The 17,839-nt window shown below is 62.1% G+C and carries 9 protein-coding genes; 1 reads left to right on the top strand and 8 read right to left on the bottom strand.

The window, feature by feature from the left end; translation table 11 throughout:
- Nucleotides 1–121 precede the first annotated feature (121 nt).
- The 6 genes from H2510_RS09610 to H2510_RS09585 all read right to left on the bottom strand — a co-directional run bounded on the left by H2510_RS09610 (nucleotide 122) and on the right by H2510_RS09585 (nucleotide 9,683).
- Nucleotides 122–1,540: a plasmid pRiA4b ORF-3 family protein gene (locus tag H2510_RS09610; protein ID WP_186628094.1), complete on the bottom strand. Its 1,419-nt coding sequence runs from the start codon at nucleotides 1,538–1,540 to the stop codon at nucleotides 122–124.
- Nucleotides 1,541–1,576: 36 nt separating this feature from the next.
- Complete coding sequence (locus H2510_RS09605; protein WP_315901311.1) at nucleotides 1,577–2,113, bottom strand: LpqN/LpqT family lipoprotein; 537 nt, start codon at nucleotides 2,111–2,113, stop codon at nucleotides 1,577–1,579.
- Nucleotides 2,114–2,237: 124 nt separating this feature from the next.
- Nucleotides 2,238–3,059, bottom strand: coding sequence for a Cof-type HAD-IIB family hydrolase (locus tag H2510_RS09600; RefSeq protein ID WP_186628093.1), 822 nt, complete (start codon nucleotides 3,057–3,059; stop codon nucleotides 2,238–2,240).
- The gene (locus H2510_RS09595; RefSeq protein ID WP_186628092.1) at nucleotides 3,056–4,255 is read right to left on the bottom strand and encodes a metallophosphoesterase; all 1,200 of its coding nucleotides are present in this window, start codon (nucleotides 4,253–4,255) and stop codon (nucleotides 3,056–3,058) included. Before H2510_RS09595 ends, H2510_RS09600 begins: the two co-directional genes overlap by 4 nt.
- 58 nt (nucleotides 4,256–4,313) lie before the next feature.
- Nucleotides 4,314–4,961, bottom strand: a complete 648-nt coding sequence (locus H2510_RS09590; protein WP_186628091.1) for an SDR family oxidoreductase — start codon at nucleotides 4,959–4,961, stop codon at nucleotides 4,314–4,316.
- A 57-nt stretch (nucleotides 4,962–5,018) separates the two neighbouring features.
- Nucleotides 5,019–9,683 carry an AAA domain-containing protein gene (locus H2510_RS09585; protein WP_186628150.1) on the bottom strand — a complete coding sequence of 1,555 codons (4,665 nt, stop codon included), beginning with the start codon at nucleotides 9,681–9,683 and terminating at the stop codon, nucleotides 5,019–5,021.
- Between the two features lie 875 nt (nucleotides 9,684–10,558).
- Here H2510_RS09585 and H2510_RS09580 point away from each other — a divergent pair.
- Nucleotides 10,559–16,024 (top strand): carboxyl transferase domain-containing protein, encoded by a 5,466-nt coding sequence (locus H2510_RS09580; RefSeq protein ID WP_186628090.1) that lies wholly within the window; start codon nucleotides 10,559–10,561, stop codon nucleotides 16,022–16,024.
- 89 nt (nucleotides 16,025–16,113) lie between these two features.
- On the opposite strand, the gene H2510_RS09575 is transcribed toward H2510_RS09580, so the two are convergent.
- Both H2510_RS09575 and H2510_RS09570 read right to left on the bottom strand, forming a co-directional pair.
- Complete coding sequence (locus H2510_RS09575) at nucleotides 16,114–16,998, bottom strand: pseudouridine synthase (RefSeq protein ID WP_397517342.1); 885 nt, start codon at nucleotides 16,996–16,998, stop codon at nucleotides 16,114–16,116.
- Complete coding sequence (locus H2510_RS09570; protein ID WP_186628089.1) at nucleotides 16,991–17,833, bottom strand: rhodanese-related sulfurtransferase; 843 nt, start codon at nucleotides 17,831–17,833, stop codon at nucleotides 16,991–16,993. The genes H2510_RS09575 and H2510_RS09570 overlap by 8 nt, the downstream gene beginning before the upstream one ends.
- Nucleotides 17,834–17,839 lie beyond the last annotated feature (6 nt).

The following is a 17,839-nucleotide window of genomic DNA, read 5'->3' as shown; positions in this document are numbered from 1 at the left end:
GAACCTCGTACAACCTCGTGTCCCGCACCTCTCGGTCCGGGTCGGTGTCCGTGTCGCTCTGACTCGACAAAAGTTACGCGACTCTGACGCCATCTCCAAATCGCCTGGTCAGCGGCCTACATCAACTCCGCAAGGCGTCGCGAGCGAATCGTCTCGACCAACTGGGAGCGTCGAACACCTCGCTTCGGAAGTACAGCGACGGCCCATGTGCGCCGATCAGGTCCAAGAAGTCGACCGTCGGCTGTGCCGCGGTGTGGGCGTCGACCAATTTGTTGGTCCCCCACCCCAACGCTTGCATCGTCTCCACGATCATCGCGTTCCGTTGCGTTGCGGATGCCGACGACGCGAGCGCGACGAGAAACAGCGTTCCGCCGTCGATCTCATGAGCTTCATTGCCCAAGGGGACTCGCGACGCACAATGCCTCCAAAGACCGATGGGGTCTTCGGCATATCGAGTTCCCGCTTTCGTGCGCACCAAAGCGCCCTTGAGGACTCGCACCAGGCCGAGACGCTTGGCGGCATTGCGCAGATCGGCTACCTGGTGATTGTCGACCTCACGGAGGCTCGATCCGATCCACCCCAGTCCCCATTCGAGTTCGACGCGCATGGCTTCGACAGCTGCCGGCGGAAAATAGCCTCCGGGCGCCAACTGCAATCCGGTGTCACCTACGAGCTCGAGCAACCAGGAAAGTTTTTTCATCGCCACAGTTGCAACCGGCAAATCGACAGAGCTTTCTATCGTGAGCTCACATCGCGGTAGCAGCGCCAGCAGGGCGGGCATGTGGTCCGGCTGGGCGGTCCCGAAGAGCCGTGCGATCAACTTCGACGCGACGGCGGCCTCGGCCTCGGCCGATCGCACGGGAGTGCCGGCTCGAAAACCTTCGTTCACACGAGCTACCTCGAACCGCTCGGGGTCGAACGGTCCAACCGATTCCCGCAGACTTTCGTATTCCGCGTGGTCATGGTCTCGGAGTACGTCGAGCAGATGGCGATAGCCGACGGGTCCTCCGCTGTTCTCGGGCGGACACGCACGCGCGCCGTCGAGGCACAGGGTACGAAGATCCTCGTGATGCTCGATGAGGGATTCGAGTTCGACGGTGTGCTTCCATCCGTCGCCGAAATCGTATTCGTATCCGATGACGTCGCCCTCTTTGTCGAGAACGCTATCCAACCTGACGTGCTGTTCGTTGATTACCGACCCTGCTTCGACCAGTGAGGTCTCGAAGTCGTATCGCATGACCGCTACTGACTTCCGCAACCGGTAGCGGTGCGAATGAGCATCGTTCCACCCCATCACCTGCTGCAGCACCTGGTGAAATTCGGGGAGTAAGAGGTCGGACCGGACCTCGAACTTTCGCCACACTGCCGGTTCGACGCCGTCCAAGGAGACGCGAATCGTGTACCTCGCGACCGGAGCGCCGTAGTCGCCGGACGCGTCGGTGAACGTATCGTCGGCGATCTCGAGCTCGGGACTGTCAGAGCTGTCCAAAAGGTCCGGCACCAGGGACAGGTGCCGCACGCGTCCAGTGCGATTCCGCATCACTCGACCTTAGTAGCGGCCGCGCTTCGGCAAGGCTCAGACTGCGTTCAGAAGGCCACTGTTGATCGCATCGATGTCGAATGCCAGCTTGTCTGCGTGGTCGGCGAAGGTGGTCACCGTGAGCTGAACCAGATACTGCGTCTCGCTCTGCACGACGATGTACCGGGTCGTGACGGCCAGTTCCCACTGCTCGGCGACGAATGTTCCTCTGATGAACCGCGATGGATGGCCACCGAACGGGTCGGAGCTCGCCTCTGTTTCGACCCAGCCCTCCATCGCGCGGGCGTCGGTGAAACTGCAGTCGAGGAGGTCATCGGCGTCGACGCGAGTGGACAGCGAGCCCACAAGCAATACTGCGTTGGGCGCGAAGCCGCCTTCGACCAGGCCTGGCTCGACAAGAACCTGGGTGGCGCCGGGGAATTGTTCTTCGGGCGCCGCTTGCCATCCAGCGGGTACGGGGGCCTCGATGCCGAGTGTCGCGGCCTGGGCGCGATCGACGGATGTCACCGCTACGGCGTGCGCCGCAAGGTACTGGGCGACGGTCATGCGATTGGATCCACTGCTCTGTTCCACCCGTACATCTCCTGACGTTTCGAGACAATAGGATTTCGATCGTAAAGTGCGCGCTGCTCATGGCGTGCCGGGCATCTTCACCCCGGCACACTCTCGGCAAGCGGCGCCTGTCCGAGGTAGTCCGTCATCGGCGGCCGGCGACGAGCTCTTCCAAGTAACCCGCGACGCCGTCGTCATCGTTCGAAAGCAGTACGCGATGAGCGACAGCCTTGATCTCGGCCATCGCGTTGGCAGTGGTCAAGGCAGTACCCGCCCAGCCCAGCATCGGTAGGTCGTTGAACGCGTCACCCACAGCCGCGACGGCAGCTCGCTCGATCCCGAGTTCCGCACACAGCACCGACAGCGCACTGGCTTTCGACACGCCTGCAGCGGACATCTCGATATATGGCGCGCCCGAATGCGTCAGCTCCACTCCCCCTACCCCTGCTGCCAGGACAGCGTGGAACAGGTCGACGCTAGCCAGCTCCGGATGTCGGGCGACGATCTTGACGGTCTGCTCCGACGCCGCGGGCAACACGTCGACCGAGACGTCCATCTCGTGGGGATGTCGATGATGGTCCGCGAAGACACACATCGCTGCATAGTCGTGCTCGGCGACGAACCGAGTCGGACCGACCGTGGCGAAGGCGACTCCGGGAACCAGCTCGCGAACCCTGGTCATAGCAGTGGTCACGACGTCGGATTCGATTCCGGTCGTCTCGGTGATGACCGGCGTGCCGTCGGCGAGGTCGAGCACGACTGCGCCGTTGGCACCGATGGCCTTACCTGTGAATCCACAGGAGGCAGCCAACTCGTCGATCGAATGGCGTGCCCGGGCCGTGGCCCAGACGACCTCGATCCCCGACGCCTGTGCCGCCGCCATCGCTTCGGAAGTACGCGCTGAGATGGTTCTGTCCGAGCGAAGCAGAGTGCCATCGAGGTCGGTTGCGAGAAGTTGGACTGTCACGGCGCCTCTGTCCGTAGTACGAGCACGGTGATCTCGCTGGGCGCAAAGACGCGAAACGGCGGTCCCCAGAAACCGGTGCCGCGGCTGGTGTAGAGCTGGGTGTGCTTACCGTGCTTGCTCAGGCCATGAACCGTCGGTTGATCGAGTCGGACCAGGTACTCGAACGGCCAGATCTGCCCACCGTGGGTATGACCGGAAACCTGCACTTCGACGTCGCGTCGAACTGCCTCGTCGATCTGTTTGGGCTGATGCGCCAGGAGGAAGACCGGCAGGTCCGCGTCGGCTCCCTCGAGCGCACGATCGAGGTCTGCTCCGTGCCCTTCGAGTGTGGAAGCTGCCGCCGTTCGATCGTCCACACCGGCGACGACCAACCTCGCACCGCCACGTTCGACCACGAGGTGCTTGTTGTGCAGGGCCGTCCAGCCCAGCGTCTCCATGTGATCCAGCCAGTCCTGCGCTTCGCCGAAGTATTCATGATTTCCCGTCACGTAGACCTTGGCCAGGGCTGCGCGTGCCCCCCGTAACGGCAGGACCTGATGCTCACGCCGCAGGACCGAACCGTCTGCCAGATCTCCGAGGTGACAGAGCACATCGGCTTCCAATGTGTTGACGACGTCGACGACCTTCGCTGACCAACCGGCTCGATCCAACGGCCCGTAATGCGTGTCGGTGATCATCACGACACGGAGTCCGTCGAGTCCGGCACCGAGACGCGGAACCACCACGCTGCGCTCGACGACGCGTGGCACGCGCATCGCCTCGTAATGGCCCCACATCAACAATCCGATGACCACGAGGACGACCGCGGCAGCCACAACGCGCGATCGCAGGGGATCTTCCAGACCGGCAAGGGCGAGGAGCACTCCGACAATCCAACCGAGTGCACTCCACACGAACAGCACCCACACGGTTCCGAGCAACGTGTCACCGACCAATGCCGCGCGGTCATGGGCGCGCGCGTGTCCGCGGGCCATGGACACCGGCAAGGCGATTGCAGCGGCGACGAACAGAACGCAGCCGAATATTCGCATCGAGAACGGCCAGTCGGAACCGGAGAAGAAAAGCGTCCACAGTGGGACACCGAACAGGAGTGTGACGACGATCAGAACTATCGGTGCGATCAGCCATCGACGTCGGGAAGGCCCTGACTCGGACGGGTGGATCTCGGTGTCACCGGTCGGTTGTGAATCCGCCATGTGTGTTCCTCGCTGCAGAGACGGCGAAATTCCAGGACAAGTGCTTCGGAGATCCGACTCAGCTGAGCGCCTCTGCAATGGGCGTGTCGCCGTTGTCGAATTCGATGACACGTCCGATGGTCGCCGGAGTGTCGACGGTTTCGGCCACTACGGCTGCGACGTCGTCCCGGGTGACCGAAGCACCGGTGGCACCGTTGTCTTTGGTGGTGATCGATCCGGTGCCGGGGTCGAGTGTCAACGCACTCGGTCCCAGGATCGTCCAGGACAACGACGTGGATTTCAGGTACGCGTCGGCGGCCGCCTTGGCCTCCGCGTACGCGAAGAAGGAATTGCTCGGATCTACTCCGTGCTTGGTGCCCGCCCCGAAATACGACACCATGACGTAGCGCGCGATGCCCACTCGCCCGGCAGCGTCCATCGAGCGAATTGCCGCATCACGGTCGACGGCATACGTTCGGTCGGCACTTCCCCCGCCTGCGCCTGCCGACCATACGACTGTGTCGAAGCCGTCTAGTAACGCCGCGATCTTCTCGACATCCAGATTCTCGATGTCGGCCACCAACGGTGTGGCGCCGACGTTCGCGATGTCGGCGACGTGATCCGGGTTACGAACGATCGACCCCACTTCGTGTCCGCGCTCCACGAGCAACGGCGCTAGACGGAGCGCAACCTGCCCGTGTCCTCCGAAAATGGCGATTCGCGACATTGGCACTCCTTCGACAGACACAGTCGGACGCCATCCACGCTATAGCATTTGGTTCGCTCAGCTGTGGTGGCCATGGCCTCCATCGTGATAGCCGTTGATGGGCAACTCAGCAGTCGGAAACCGGCGCTCGGGGTCTTCGCTCGGAATGGTCCACATGTCGTACTTCTGGCCGTCGGGCGCTGACCGCCACGCGTTCCACGGCGTTTCCGCAGCAGCACTCGTCTGGCTGGTGTCGGGACGTTCCACTGCATGATCAGCCGACACATCCACCGAATTGTCCACTGGCATGTCCTCTGCTTGCACATCATCGTGCAGTCGATCCAAATCGACCGGAATCCACTCCTCGGTCACCGTTTCCGCGGGCGCAATCGAAATCGTATTCGGTTCGATTCCTAACGCGGACAGGGTATTCCACAGATCCTCCAGCGCGGCCTCGACATCGAGGTAATACTCCGACTCGCGCACACGCCAGAACGTCCAGCCACAACGTTTGAGTTCCTGCTCGCGCTGAAGGTCGGCCAGACGACGCTCCGGAGTGGACTGAATCGAGTCCCCATCGCATTCCACGGCGAGCCTGGATACCTGACCGGTGACCACCAAATCGATACGTCGATTGTTCACCTCGACGCCGGGGTTGACGTGATATCCACGATCTCTCAGATCGACGAACAGTCGCTGCTCGAACAGACTCGCGAACTCGCTGCGCCGAACATCCGGCGTGACATCGCGCGGCATCGGATTCGCAGGCGCAGGTGAGGTCGACGTGACATACGCGAGCAACGAGTTCCGTAGGTCGGACCGCTTGAGCCGATCGACTGTGACCGAGTGGAACAGCCAGAGTTGATCCTGCGCACGCGAGGCCGCGACATTGAACCGCCTCTTGTACTGGCTTGCGCTGAGAGCGGGAAAGTCCTGGTTCGGTGCGACCACCATCGACAGGAATACGACGCTTCGTTCGTCTCCCTGAAAGTCCGGTGGTGTCCCGACTCGGAGCCTTCGATCCGCCCACTGGTCGATTCCGATGCGCTTGATCAATTCGTTTCGGATTTCATCGACCTGAGCCGTTCCCTGCAGCACGACGACGCCGAATGTCTTACCGTCGTACAGGGGATCGGCAAGGCATTCGAGGATCTGACCAGCGATGGCTTGACCCTCGGCATGATTGACGAGCGAAGCGCCCTTCCCTCTCACCAATGCATCGGGTACGAAAGTATGGCGAAGCGGCGGGAGCCTGTCTGCGCCGAATTGACGCACAGGAACCAGGGGCGAATCTCCATAGAATTGTTGCGATGACCAGTTGATGATTTCCGGCATCGATCGAAAGTGCTCGCGCAGACGGACGACTTGGCCGAAACGCGTGCGCAGCATCGAGAACAATGACGACCGTGGAGTCAACGTCGCCCGAACATGTTCGGGCAGATCCGGCAGATACACGTCCAGTCGGGTGAACACGTCTTCGAGCGTTCCCGCCTGCGGGACGTCTGCGGGTGCACATTGCCGATCGTCACCGACGACGATCACCCGTGGTGCGAGATACAGGAGGAACAGGCTGCTGATGTCGGCCTGGCTGGCTTCGTCGACGATCACGACATCGAAACTGTCCGCTATGGGCGGCACTGTCGCCAAGACCTGAGAAAGAGGCATGACCCACGCCGGAACGGCACTTTGCGCATCTCTCATAGCCGAACGCGCAGCGCTGCGGAACGTTTCCGCGTATCGACCTGCGCCTGCCCCGATCGACGACATATGTTCCCGATACGTTTGCAACGCACGCACTTCCACAGCCGTCATGCGCTCGAGACAGTCGCGCCAGGCCATCGCGGCCGCCAGCTGAGCCGTCAGGTACTTCAGATCTGCGTCGAGTGCGTTCAGTTCGACATCGAGCTGATGTTCGACACCGCCGCGATGCTGTTCGCTTACCCACTCGCGCGCTCGACGCCACGCCCACGCCTTGGACATCTGCCAACTGATTTCATCCCAGTCGGAGTCGCCGGCCGTGTCGAAAACCAGTTGGTACAACGCGGGGGCAGCATCGGCGAGTTTCTTCGCCAACTCGTCCTGTACCCGCTGATCGTCCTGCTCCTGGCATGCCGCGATGTAGTTCCCCGACGCCTCGGCAACGGCGTCCTCGTCGGCCGAGTTCAGCGCCGTCACGAGAGCTTTTCCCTCGGGAGACGGTCCGACATCCACCTGCGTTGCAACGGAATACAGAATTCTGCTCAGTTCGGCCTTGGCCACGTCTGCATCGATACGGGTAGCAATCGCCCTTGCCGACCCAGCGAACTGCGCCGCGTCGTCGAGGCTTCGAATCCACGGCGCCGAGGGCGACACCGCGTACAGCTTCTCGACCAACGCGTCGCGCGCATGCAGAACACCTGCCACCAACGTGAGCTTGTCACTGACGAGCCGAAGATCGTTCACACGTCGTGACCGGGGTCCGTCGGTGGACACCGAGATCCGCAGGTCCCCGAGCAGGGTCGCCGCGGTGCTGACGATATCGAGAGCACGAATGTGCTCTGTCACGAGCCTGCCGGCGCTCGCCGACGCAACTGGAACGCCATCGACGGTCGCCGTGATACCAAGATCTTCGACGACACGCTGCTGTTCGCTTTTTCGGAACCTAGGCTTCCACTCGATTCCCGATTCCAAAGCGACAGTGAGGGATTCCATCGCGTTGAGCGCAGCGGTCGTCGACGAGGAACACTGCACATCATGAGCACCGATGAAGCGATCGGCCCGAGCCGCGACCTCGGCCATGGAGGAAATACCGCTTACCCGTGACCATAGGTGCGCAGCTTCGCCGGACAACACGGAATCGGTCAATTGCTGGAAGAGTTGGTCCAGTTCGAGAACGTCACGCACTCGCGCGTCGAGTTCTTCGCACAGTTGCCGAATACCCAGAGCTGCGGCCGGGTCGACTCCGCCGAGGAACTCGACAAGCCTGGACGAATGCTCGGACTCCACATGAACCTTGGCGCTCGCTCGCCGACACAACAAACGTAGTTCTGCCGAATTCGGCAGAATGGTGTCCAGCCGTGGGAGTGACTGCCCGGCTCGGGCCGCACGCCCATCCGGCGCGGTCGCGATCAACTTCCGCAGCCGATCCACCTCGGTTCCGATCAGCGTGGGGCGATCCGTCGACAACGGTCCCGGCAGCCACTCGTGAGCCTCTTCCGCTGCCTTGACCTTGCGGACGATCGCAGCCGCGGTCCCCTCGAATCCATCGGAAACATACTGATGCACAACAGTTTCAGACACGCGCAGGTCGGCGATGGCATCGAGTAGCACGGCACGCCGCGCCGAAGCATCCGACCGTCGCGCGGTCAATGACGCGATCTTCTCGGCCGCATCCACGTCGTTGTATGCCGCTTTGCGATCTGCGATACGAGCGACGCTGCGATTGAGCTCCTCGGATCCACCGCGCCCGAGATCGGTGATCGAGACGCAAAGCTCCTGAAGTTCGGGTGGAAGTTTGTCCCGAAGCACGCGAAGCGCCTGTGACTTCTCACTGGTGACGAGCACACGCTGGCCGCGGGCGAGCAATGCCGACACCAGATTCGCGATGGTGTGCGTCTTCCCGGTACCGGGAGGACCTTCGACCACTACACCGCTGTCACGGCCTAGCCTGCGCAGGATCTGTGACTGTTCGGCGTTTGCCGGAAGCGGAAAGAGTGGATCCGTAGCCAGCGACCGAGTCTCCGCCGCACCCATTCGCTCCAACCAGGCCAAGCGTTCGGCGGGTTCGATGGGCTCCACCAACTGCGCCAAACCGAGCGGAAGCCTCGAACCTGGCTTGGCGAGATCGGCGATCATCTGTTCGTAGTAGTCACGCAGAGCAAAGGCATTTCGCTTCCGCATGACCAGGGCGGGCGACAACGTCACCGTCGCCCCGTACTCGGGAGCGTCGGCGGTCGACGGCCGATCCAGATCGGCTCGAACGTCGACCGGTATGTCCAGCGCAGTATCGGCCCACTCCACGAGCAGGGACACGACGTCGTCGTCGAGAGGTGAGGTGATGCGCCTCGGCAGGTCACTCTGCATCTTCACCGAACCGGACGGGTCGAAGCCGGACCGGCCGGTCAGCAGCTGAGTGTCTTCGAATCGCGGTTGAGAATTGGCAGCAAGCTTGACCAGCAAGTCTCCGGTGCGGACGTCCAACTCGATTGCTGCCGACTGGGTCAGCAGGTGCGTCTCGACCGCTCCTGCAGTTCCCTGAGCCGAAAGACTCAACAGGCCTGAGGCGACTACCAGCTCGATGGACTCCGGTTGCGAAGTCAGTTCTTGCATCATCAGCTGGAGAGCGTGGTAGAGCGAGGCTTCCGGTCGCTGCTCTCGATCCGATTGTGCCCACCGACGCCACTCGGTCGAATACGTTTCGAACGCACGTCGAACCTGGTAGGCGTGTCTGACATCGAAGTCGGCGTCGGCATCGACGTCCTCGCTCGTAGGTGATGCCAAAGCCGATTCGATCAATTCGATGTCCAGATGACGGCTGTCGGCCACCATCTCGGTATCGACGAATCCTTCGAGAATCTCCGGGAGCTTCGGCGGTTCTTCGAACTCGACCCGCCGGGCTCTGAGCACGACCCCGCCCTGCTCGGCCGACGCATCCAGATGAGACGCGGGCGAGTCGGCCTGAAGCCACTCGACACGAAGGTGTTTTTCGTAATGCAGAACGGGCTCGGTGCGAGCGGTGACGATCTCGCGCAGGAATTGCAGCATGCGCAGAACCCTGTCCGTGAGTTCTTCATGCCCTTCCGTCAATACTTCGCCCTCCACGAAAACGCCCCCTTCAGCCGGGACCCTGCTGGGATCCGGCTGCTGGCCACGATCGGGAACCGATGCAGTCGACACTGTTGAACCTCTGAAATCCTCGAACGGCCGTCCTTTAACCGGGACGGTGCTTGCGCGCGTACACCAGACTAGTCTCTGCGTCCGGATTGATCACGATCTACGGACCCTAGGTTCTTTTCGTCGTGGTAGATCACAAAAAGTGAAAGAAAAGCCCATTCGGGTTCACAGCCGATTTTCCGCCATCAGCGATCCGAGCTCGATCGACAGTATGGGGCCCGAATTCCGTATTTCGCGCCGTATGTCCGATTCCGATTCGGTGCCGAGTGACACGTACCGACCGGTAACGTACCCGCCGGTAGTCAATGGCCATCGCCGGCACCGAAATGTCCGTTGTCGCAACGCTACTCGTCAGTATTCCGTCAAGCATTTGCTGAACTTTTCAAGCAGCATTCCAAAACATCGTTGAAACACCTTGCCGTAGTAGAGGTTTGAACTAAGCGAGATCAATCACATCGGCCCATAACGCCGTTGACATGGTAAGAATCATGTGATCCGTTAGAATAGGACGACATTCAGACCTGTTCCACGTCTTCGACGAGGGATCAGCGGGGTAACGAGCGAGATCGAGGTCGATGCGTGGGGGCTGGTACATCGACTCCCACTTTCGTTCATACAGAAGTTTCTCGAGATCGAGAGTGTCGTTCCGTCCCCAGCAAGCCCGATATGTGACAAGAACCCGCGGGCGTTCGACGTGCCCGGCGTTCGAGAAAAGCATTTTCACCCACCTGACGGAGAGAGAAACGTTGTTCAAACGGATTGCAGTAGTGAACAGAGGCGAGGCGGCAGTACGCCTGATCAGGGCCGTCAAGGAACTCAACGCCGAGTTCGACTACGGCATTCGGACGGTCGCCCTCCACACCGAGGCAGAACGCCGAGCAATGTTCGTCAGGCGGGCCGACGAGACCGTCGTTCTACGTAAGCCAGAAGTCGGATCCGCGTACCTCGATCACGCAGAACTCGAGCGGGCACTCGTCGAATCCGGCGCTGACGCCGTGTGGGTCGGGTGGGGCTTCGTCGCCGAAGATCCAGCCTTCGCCGACCTCTGCGCACGACTGAAGATCACCTTCATCGGACCCTCCGCCGACGCGATGCGCCTCCTCGGGGACAAAGTCGAGGCGAAACTACTCGCCGAACGGGTCGGAGTTCCCGTCGCACCGTGGAGCGGCGGACCCGTCGAAACACGAGCCGACGCTCGCAGGCACGCACAGGCCATCGGCTACCCACTGATCATCAAGGCTCGCAGCGGAGGCGGCGGTCGCGGCATCCGCAAGGTCTACGAGGAGAGCGAACTCGAACTCGCACTCGAACGTACGCAGGGTGAAGCCGAACGCTCGTTCGGCGACCCGGTGGTATTCATCGAGCGACTCGTCACCGACGCCCGCCACGTCGAGGTCCAGGTCATCGCCGACAACCACGGCAACGTCTGGGCTCCGGGCGTACGCGACTGCTCCATCCAGCGTCGCAATCAGAAGGTCATCGAAGAATCCAGCTCGCCGGTCCTGACACAAGAGCAAGCCGATCACCTGCGCACCGTCTCCAGCGAACTCGTGCGCGCCGCCTCCTACACCGGCGCTGGGACGGTGGAGTACCTCTACCAGCCCGAGCAGAAGATCTTCACCTTCCTCGAAGTCAACACCCGACTCCAGGTCGAACACCCCATCACCGAATTCACCACCGGTATCGACCTGGTGAAACTGCAAATCCTCGTCGCCAACGGTGATCACCTCGAAGGTGATTGCCCACCCGAGTTCGGCCACGCCGTCGAAGCGCGTCTGAACGCCGAGGATGCCGACAACGGTTTCGCACCCGCACCGGGAACCGTCGAACTTCTCAAGTTTCCCCTCGGCAGCGGCATCCGCGTCGACACTGGCATTGCACAGGGCGACGTCATTCCCCCCGACTACGACTCCATGGTCGCCAAGGTCATCGCCTGGGGGCGTGACCGAGGTGAAGCACTCGCCCGGCTGCGCAACGCACTGCGCGAGACGACTGTCGTCATCGACGGCGGAACGACCACCAAGTCGTTTCTGATCGATCTGCTCGACCGTGAAGAGGTCATTTCCGCCTCCGCCGACACCGGCTGGCTCGATAGATCCGAAGCAGGCACGGCCACCGGCCCGACGGCCGTGGCAGACATCGCGCTCATCGCTGCGGCAATCGATGCCTACGACGTCGAGGAAGGACGCGAGCGTGCCGCATTCCTGTCCTCGGCCCGCGGTGGCCGTCCTCGTGCAAGCCACACCATCGGCCGGACCGTGGAACTGAACTACCAGGGTCAGGCATACAAGCTCGGCGTCGGTCAGATCGGACCGCACCTCTACCGCGTCGATGGAGACAGTGGCGATGTTCAGGTCGACATCGAGCGCCTCGGTCAGTACGAGAGCCGCCTCGTCCTCGGCAACCGCCGCTTTTCGATCGTCACCGTCGCCGGCGCCGCGCACTTCCTCGTCGAAGTGGATGGCATCAGTCATCAGATAAGCCAGGACGAAGCCGGACTGGTCCGTGCTCCAGCGCCCGCCGTCGTCGTTGCCGTGCCGGTTGCGGTCGGTGACGAGGTCGAGGCAGGCCAGACCTTGGTCGTGCTCGAGAGCATGAAGATGGAAACTGCTGTCCGGTCGCCGTACGCCGGTCGTGTGCGCGAGGTCTTGGCCTCGGTCAACGGCCAGGTCGATTCCGGTGCCGCGCTACTGCGTGTCGATCAAGCCGGCGAGCAGAAGGCATCCACGCAGACCGCTCGCGTGGAGTTTCGTACCGTGGACCGACCCGAGGGTGAGACACCGCGATGCAAAGCGCTGTCGTATCTCGGCGAACTGTCGGCCCTCATCACCGGTTTCGACGTCAACGCCTCCCGTGTACAGGCTCTGCTCTCCGACTACGAGACAGTGCGCAACGAGTTGGCGTGCGACGATTCTCAGGTCGTCGACGCAGAGTTGGCACTGCTCAACACATTCGCCGATATGTGCGAACTCTCCCGCAACCGTCCCACCATGGACGAGGAGAACACCGACGAACGGGTACACAGCCCGCGCGAACACTTCCACTCATTTCTGCACTCTCTCGATGCAGACATTCAAGGACTTCCGGAGTCGTTCCGCGGCAAGCTTTCTCGCGCATTGCGGCACTACGGAGCCGAGGACCTCGAGCGCAGCCCAGAACTCGAAGAGGCTGTATATCGGGTATTCCTCGCACTTCAACGTATCGAGAATCAAGTTCCGGTCGTCTCGGCACTCCTCGATCGTTGGCTGACGGACTCGGCAGCGCAGCCCGCTGCAGGTTCGGCCATCGGTGAGGTTCTCGAGCGCCTGATCGTTGCGACTCAGGCTCGGTACCCCGTCATCGGTGACGTCGCTCGCAACCTGCGCTTTCGCCTGTTCGACGCCCCCTCGATCCGGCGTTCACGCGACCAGGTCCACGACGGGGTCCGTGGCAGCTTGCAGTACCTTGCCGAAAACCCCGACGCGCCGGACTACGCGGCTCGCATCGATGCGCTCGTTTCCACCCCCGAACCGTTGATCGATCTGCTGGGCTCACGGATCGACGAGCCCGGCGCACTGCTCGAGGTCATCACTCGCCAGTATTACGAGATTCGCGATCTCGAAGACGTCGAGGCATTCGACCGAGACGGGGTTCGTTTCGTCACCGGTAATTTCGAGCTCGCCGGTGAGCGACTCCAGTTGGTCTCGGCCGCAACCACGTTCGCTTCACTGTCCGCGACGATCGATGCGATCGACGACATCGCCGGGCCTGCTCCGGAACACCTTGCCGTCGACCTGTATCTGGCGTGGCCCGATGCCCCGGCCAGCGGCGACGACATCGCGAATACCGTCCAGTCCGTTCTCACCGAACACCCCCGGACCAAGAACTGGCGTCGGATCACGATCACCGTATGCGGCACCGATGTTCGCCATGTAACGTTCCGACGCCCGAGCGTCGAGGGTTCCGAACCTTTGGCCGAGGATCTCGTCATTCGCGACATGCATCCTTTGACAGGGCAGCGCCTGGACCTCTGGCGCCTCAAGAACTTCGAGGGCACCAGGCTTCCTGCAACGCCCGGAACCTACTTGTTCCATCTGACGGCGAAAGAGAATCCGTCCGACGAGCGATTGATGGCTCTTGCCGAAATTCGTGGAGTGACAACGCAACTCGATGACAACGGCATCGTCGTCGCTGTTCCCGAGATCGAAAGAACCGTCGCCTCCTGCCTCGACGGGATCCGGCGCGCCCAGAGCCAGCGGGGTAAGAACCGACTCGATGCGAACCGCGTCACCCTCTACGTGTGGCCGGTACTCGATGTGCCGGAGGATCGCCTCGCCGCAATTGCACGGCACATTGCGCCGTCAACCATCGGTGCCGGGCTCGAAGAAATCACGATGATCGCCAGGCTGAGGAACGGACCGAGTGCGACTGTTCGTGACGTCGCAATCCGATTCTCGTATCGCTCCGGCGCAGGTATCGTCGCCAAGGTCACCGACAGGCCGACCGAGCCACTGCGTCCACTGGACGAATACACCCAGAAGGTTCAGCGCTCGCAGGCGCGCGGAACCGTGTACCCGTACGAGCTGATTCCCCTGCTCACCGGTTCGGGTGGCACGTTCACCGAGTACGACTTCGACGAGACCGCCACCCTGGCTCCTGTCGATCGACAGTACGGCCGGAACACGGCAGGCATCATCGTCGGACTCGTGTCGACTCCGTCCGACCGCTATCCCGAAGGCGTTACCCGAGTTGCCTTGTTCGGTGACCCGACCAAGTCGCTGGGAACCGTTGCCGAGGCCGAGTGCTCGCGGATCGTCGCAGCAATCGACCTTGCCGAGCGCCTCGGTGCTCCCGTCGAGTGGTTCGCACTGTCCTCAGGTGCCACCATCTCGATGAGTACCGGTACCGAGAACATGGACTGGGTGTCACGTGGGCTTCGTCGCATCATCACGTTCACCCAGGCGGGCGGCGAAATCAACATCATCGTCGCAGGCATCAACGTCGGCGCACAGCCGTATTGGAATGCCGAGGCCACGATGTTGGCGCACACCAAAGGCATTCTCGTGATGACCCCGGACAGTGCCATGGTCCTGACCGGCAAGCAGTCACTCGACTACTCCGGCGGCGTCTCCGCCGAGGACAACTTCGGCATCGGCGGTTACGACCGAGTCATGGGCCCGAACGGCCAGGCCCAGTACTGGGCGCCGAACCTGCGTGCCGCGTGTGAGGTGCTGTTCGCGCACTACGAACATGCCTATACGGCACCGGGTGAGAAGTTCCCGCGACGCGCACTCACCACCGATCCGACCGAACGCGACGTGCGGAGCTACCCCCACGTGCACCCGTCTTCCGACTTCACCACCGTCGGTGACATCTTCTCCTCCGCCACCAACCCGGATCGTAAGAAGCCGTTCGACATTCGCACGGTCATGCGTGCCGTCGTCGACCAGGATCACACCGTCCTCGAACGGTGGGCAGACATGGCCGACGCGGACACTTCGGTCGTCTTCGACGCCCACCTGGCGGGTATTCCGGTCAGCGTCATCGGCATCGAGTCGCGAGCGATCCCGCGTAAGGGATGGTTCCCGTCCGACGGACCCGATCAGTGGACTTCTGGCACACTGTTCCCGAATTCCTCGAAGAAGACCGCACGAGCCATCAACGCCGCCAGCGGAAGCCGGCCGATCGTGGTGCTCGCCAACCTGTCCGGGTTCGACGGTTCACCGGAGTCCCTACGCAACATTCAGCTCGAGTACGGCGCCGAGATCGGCCGCGCAATAGTCAACTTCGACGGTCCAGTCGTGTTCTGCGTCGTATCGCGCTACCACGGAGGCGCATTCGTGGTGTTCTCCGGAGCACTCAACGACAACATGGAGGTGTTGGCAGTCGAGGGATCGTTCGCTTCGGTTCTCGGTGGCGCACCGGCGGCGGCAGTGGTGTTCACGCGGGACGTCAACGCCAGGACCGCAGCCGATCCGCGAGTCCTCGACATCGAGGCGAAGCTGACGGCCGCCGAGACGGACGCCGAACGCGCGCGCATCCGCGTCGAGTTGGCAACCGAGCGCGGCAACGTCCGCAACTCGAAGCTCGGTGAAGTGGCCGCCGAATTCGAGGCGATTCACAACATCCAACGCGCACAGAAGGTCGGGTCGGTAGACCATATCGTCCCCGCCGCCGAGCTACGTCCGCAGATCATCGCTGCCATAGAGCGTGGAATGGCTCGCGCGCAGTAGCGATTTCACCTCGAACGCACCCCCGTCCGCTCTGCGGCCGGGGGTGCGTTCGTTTGCGGTGTCTCTATCGGCGCATACCCGAGAACAGTTCAGTCGGACAGACTCCGCTTGCTTCGGAAGCGACGCGAAGCGCCGGTGATCGGGTCTTCGAATTCCACCGCCCGCGCCAGAAGCCTCAAGGGTTCGGTGAAGTCGTCACCCGGTACCGACCGATACTCCGGATAGAACGGGTCACCTTCGATGGGTATGCCCATCGAAGACAGGTGAATTCGTAACTGGTGCGTCTTGCCTGTTTTCGGGAAAAGTCGATAGCGCGCGCGTTCACCCAAGATCTCGATCATTTCGACCCGTGTTTCACTGTTCGGCTCGCCCGGTTCCTCATGGGCGACCATGACCCCGTGTTCTTTGATGATTCGACTCCGGATCACCCGCGGAAATTCCAGTGTCGGATCGTAAGGCGCGATCGCCTCGTACTCTTTGAGTACCGATCTCGACGCGAAGAGCTCCTGGTACGGCCGTCGGAGTTCCTTGGTGCGGGTGAATATCAGAACTCCCGCCGTCGCCCGATCGAGCCGATGGGCAGGCGTGAGATCCGGGCAATCGAACATCCGACGCGCACGCACCGTCGCGGTCTCGGTGACGTGCCTTCCCCGAGGGATCGTTGCCAGAAAGTGCGGCTTGTCGACCACGACGATGCCGTCACCGTCGTAGAGGACGTCCATCTCGAACGGCACCGGGGTCTCCGGCGCCGGGTCTCGGTAGAAGTACACGAATCGACCTGGCGCATAGGCACTTTCACTGCACCACGGCCGCCCCTTCTCGTCGACGACCTCGCCGGAGACCATCGACTGCTCCCACGGGTCGGCCGGGTACTCGCGACTGAGGTACTCGAGCAGGGTCTTCGAGAAATCCTCGTGTGGAAGCCGAATGCGCAACGGCGCCAAACCGTGCCGATACGGAAGTGGCTCAGGCACAATCGACACAGACCAGGCGGAGCCCGCGGCCCTCGTCGTCGTCGAAATCCTGGTACCGAGAAGTCGGGTTCGCGCACACCGTGCAGCGGCCGATCACCGACGTGTGGTCGGAGAAGTCGATCTTCATTCGCTTGTCGAAGACGTACAGCGATCCCTCCCACAGCGCATCGTCGCCGTAGGCCTCGGCGTAGCGCACTATTCCGCCGTCGAGCTGATAGACCTCTTCGAAACCTCGTGAGCGCATCAACGAAGAAAGCACCTCGCATCGCACGCCACCGGTGCAGTAAGTGACGACGGGACTATTCTTCAGATGATCGAACTGCCCCGAGTCGAGTTGCGCGACGAAGTCGCGAGTGGCCTCCACTTCGGGCACCACAGCGTTCTTGAATTTGCCGATCTGCGCCTCGAACGCATTACGGCCGTCGAAGAAGACGACGTCATCACCACGACGATCGACAAGTTCGTTCACTTGCGCAGGACTCAGGTGCACTCCCCCGCCGACCACTCCGTCGGCGTCGACCTTCAGTTCCTCCGCTGCCCCGAAGGTCACGATCTCCGAGCGGACCTTGACCGAAAGCCGCGGGAAGTCCTCACCCAGTCCCTCCGACCACTTGATGTCAGCGTCTTTGAAGGCCGGGTAACTCCGCGTTCCTCGGACGTAGCGCTTGACGTCGGCGAGTTCTCCGCCGACGGTCGCGTTGATCCCATGCTCGGAGATGATGATCCTGCCACCGAGATTGTTGGACGCGGCCAGCGTGTGCTGCCACAGCCGGATTGCCTCCGGGTCCGGTAGCGGGGTGAAGACGTAGAACAGCACGATTTTCGGTACAGCCATAGGTGT

The sequence above is a fragment of the Rhodococcus sp. BP22 genome (genome assembly GCF_014281965.1).
In the GTDB taxonomy this organism is placed as follows: domain Bacteria; phylum Actinomycetota; class Actinomycetes; order Mycobacteriales; family Mycobacteriaceae; genus Rhodococcoides.
Note: the sequence above shows the minus strand (reverse complement) of the source record. Positions and strands in the feature narration are given on the sequence as shown.

What these genes read in the sequence shown, in the direction of transcription:
- H2510_RS09570 (WP_186628089.1), bottom strand. Translation starts at nt 17,833, where the DNA reads ATGGCTGTACCGAAAATCGTGCTGTTCTACGTCTTCACCCCGCTACCG.
- H2510_RS09595 (WP_186628092.1), bottom strand. Translation starts at nt 4,255, where the DNA reads ATGGCGGATTCACAACCGACCGGTGACACCGAGATCCACCCGTCCGAG.
- H2510_RS09590 (WP_186628091.1), bottom strand. Translation starts at nt 4,961, where the DNA reads ATGTCGCGAATCGCCATTTTCGGAGGACACGGGCAGGTTGCGCTCCGT.
- H2510_RS09585 (WP_186628150.1), bottom strand. Translation starts at nt 9,683, where the DNA reads ATGCTGCAATTCCTGCGCGAGATCGTCACCGCTCGCACCGAGCCCGTT.
- H2510_RS09610 (WP_186628094.1), bottom strand. Translation starts at nt 1,540, where the DNA reads ATGCGGAATCGCACTGGACGCGTGCGGCACCTGTCCCTGGTGCCGGAC.